This window comes from Acinetobacter sp. UBA3132, from assembly GCF_002364825.1.
Classification (GTDB): domain Bacteria; phylum Pseudomonadota; class Gammaproteobacteria; order Pseudomonadales; family Moraxellaceae; genus Acinetobacter; species Acinetobacter schindleri.
In genome coordinates this window covers 1-3007 of sequence record NZ_DEZM01000014.1, presented here as the reverse complement: position 1 = coordinate 3007, position 3007 = coordinate 1, and the positions used below count along the sequence as shown (strand labels likewise).

The following is a 3007-nucleotide window of genomic DNA, read 5'->3' as shown; positions in this document are numbered from 1 at the left end:
GCTCAATCTGATGGCTCAAGTGACCGGTCAGAATATGAAATGCTTCAGAGCCTGTCAGATTCGATGAACCACGGATCTGTCGCATATACCAGTGACCACGGCTTTCATTTTCCAGTACTGATTTCGGAAATACTTCAACATCCTTAGTAAAGTGGCCACAGAAAATAATACTAAATGTCCAAACGTTACGGATACCATTTGCCACCATATTACCAGCAAACACCGGCAATGCAGCAGGACCTGCAAATAATGGGAAGAAGACATAGTCCTTAAACAGCTGCTTGGTAATTTTACGCTGCATTGGTTTCCATTCTTCTTTGGTCTGTTCCTTGGTTTTACGACCCTTGAAGTATTTACCTAGTTCAAGGTTTTGAATCGCTACGCCCCATTGGAACAATAGGCAGAATGGAATGCTGTAAATCGGTTGTAATAAATAACCCGGTTTCCAGCGTTGTTCAGGGAACAGACGAACCAGACCATAGCCGATATCATCATCCATACCTTTAATATTGGTATAGGTATGATGTTTAAAGTTATGGGTTTGACGCCAGTTATCAGAAGTACCCACAATGTCCCATTCATAGGTCTGGCCATTCATCTTAGGATCATTCATCCAGTCGTACTGACCGTGCATGACATTATGACCCAACTCCATATTTTCCATGATTTTGGCAAAACCAAGCAGACCTGTACCTAAAACCCATGCTGGTGGGAACCAGCCTGCGAACAATAACGCACGACCCGCGATAGAAGAGTAACGAACTGCAGAATAGACACGACGGATGTATTTCGCGTCTTTTTCGCCCAAGTCATCTAGCACTTCCTGCTTGATCGCATCAAGTTCGCGCGCAAGTTCGTCCAATTCTGTCTGTGTCAGTTCACGGTTTTTTGGATTTTTAAAATACTGAAATTTTACTGGCATATTCATAGTGATCAACTCGCTTATAGGTCGATGACAAGGTCAGTCTGCGCTGAATTCACACAAATTTTCAGGAGATTTCCTGGTTCTTTATTTTGTGCGCCATTGACTAAATTTTTGGTAGAACCTTCAACTTTATTGCAAGCGCATTTATTACAAATACCCATACGACAGCCGTGGTTCGGTTTAATATTTTGCTGTTCCAGACTCGCCAGAATAGACTGACCTTTTGGAATGCTAACAACTTTATTAGATTGCGTCAGTGTGACATTCACAAAGCCTGTTTCAGTGTTATCGTCCAAACTCATGCTGAAAGCTTCAGACTTAAATACTTTGGCATGAACAAACAGTATTTCTGCCTGAGCGACAAAACCTGATGGACCGCAAGCATAGACTGTTGTCTGATCAATATTTTGAAGATCGGCCAGATGACTTTGATTCAAGCGTTCTGCAGCCGGTTGTTCCTGAGTCGCGAATACTTTAAAGCTAAAGTTTGGATACTGCGCAGCAAATTCTTCAAAACGTGATTTGAATGCGACATCTTGATAATGCTTTACCCAGTACAGAAGCTGTACTGGCTGTTGACTCAGCTTGTCAGGCTTGCTCAATGCTTCGAGCAAACTCAGCATAGGTGTAATACCACTACCCGCTGCCAACAACAGCATTGGTGTTGCTTCAACAGCTAAAGTCATATCACCAAATGGCAAACCGAATTCAATAATGTCACCAACTTGAGCGATATTTGCCGCCCAATGACTTACCTTACCATCTTCAACTTTCTTGATGGTCAGTAACACGTGTTGCTGGTCTAACTGCGTCAAACTATAGCTACGCTCGTAACGAATACCATTTACCACAACGTAAACTGGATGATGCTGGCCTGCTTCGCCAAATTTGAACAAGCGATTGACCTGAATTTTCAGGCTGACCATATCCTGGGCAGCATTTTCTTTATGCACAATCTTGCCCAATGGCTGGTTCAGCGACCAGAGTGGGTTAAATTTCTGCATCCAGAAATTAATCGCATGCTGATCAATCACGCTTTCTTTAAAGAAATCGATCGGCGATTTACGTTTTGCGAGTACCTGCATCTTCATAGCAATCTTGTTGGGTTTTGAATTATTATACACATGTATATATATTTGTATATACACCTGTATTGTTTCTATTCATTTCACAAGTTTGCTGCGCTTCGCTATAATACTGGAATGCCTCATATCCAATACATGACGAGTCTTCAATGAAAATAAGCAGTGACGCTTCCCTACTCAAAACAAAGAACATTGATGAACCGATCATTGTACGCAGCGTGGGGCGTAAGGCGACGATTACCAAAGAAGAACTGTTTCAGGCAGCCTTAAATCTGATTGGCCCACAAAAAAGTATTGCCTCTTTAAGCCTGCGTGAAGTAGCACGCGAAGCAGGTATTGCACCGAACAGCTTTTATCGTCACTTTAAAGATATCGATGAACTGGCAATTGAACTAATTGACCGTGCCGGTCTGGTATTGCGTAAGATTCTGAATGAATCACGCTTAAAGGCATCGAAACAGAACAGTATTATCCGTAGTTCAGTAGAAGTATTCATTGCCCAGTTAGATGCTGATGAAGGCAACCTGAGTTTGTTACTCCGTGAAGGCTATACCGGTTCACAATCATATAAACAGGCGGTAGAACGTCAACTCCAGTATTTCCAGCAGGAATTACAGGAAGACCTGGTACGTCTGGAAAGACTGAATAAAAGCCGTCTGCTCTATCCGGATATCGCTGCCAAAGCGATTACCCAACTGGTATTTAACATGGGTGCCAAAGTGATAGATATGCCAGCTGATGAACGTCAGGAAATTGCCGAACAGACCATGATCATGATCCGCATGATTTTGGAAGGTGCTCGACATCTCGATCAGTCTCAAATCCGTTAATCTTGATGAATACAAGCTAAATAAAAAGAGATACCGATCATCTCTTTTTATTCGATATTATCCCAAAGTTTTCAGTTTGGCTTTTACATATTCAGCTACCTGTTTTGGCTGTTCCAGTGGAAACATATGTCCACCTGGCAAGACTGAATAATCAATTTGATAAATTT

3 protein-coding genes and 1 pseudogene are annotated in these 3007 nt (G+C 42.1%); 1 reads left to right on the top strand and 3 read right to left on the bottom strand.

The genetic code is table 11. The features are described from left to right. Both B4033_RS00590 and B4033_RS00585 read right to left on the bottom strand, forming a co-directional pair. Nucleotides 1-928: fatty acid desaturase family protein (locus B4033_RS00590; RefSeq protein WP_286831108.1), on the bottom strand; the 928-nt coding region annotated here is incomplete at its 3' end. Between the two features lie 14 nt (nt 929-942). After that, nucleotides 943-2010 (bottom strand): ferredoxin reductase, encoded by a 1068-nt coding sequence (locus B4033_RS00585; RefSeq protein ID WP_286831107.1) that lies wholly within the window; start codon nt 2008-2010, stop codon nt 943-945. Nucleotides 2011-2159: 149 nt separating this feature from the next. On the opposite strand from B4033_RS00585, the gene fabR reads away from it, so the two are divergent. Continuing rightward, nucleotides 2160-2840, top strand: coding sequence for an HTH-type transcriptional repressor FabR (fabR, locus tag B4033_RS00580; RefSeq protein ID WP_004894263.1), 681 nt, complete (start codon nt 2160-2162; stop codon nt 2838-2840). A gap of 57 nt (nt 2841-2897) precedes the next feature. On the opposite strand, the pseudogene B4033_RS00575 reads toward fabR, so the two are convergent. Then, nucleotides 2898-3007: pseudogene (locus B4033_RS00575) on the bottom strand (alpha/beta hydrolase); the annotation flags it as partial.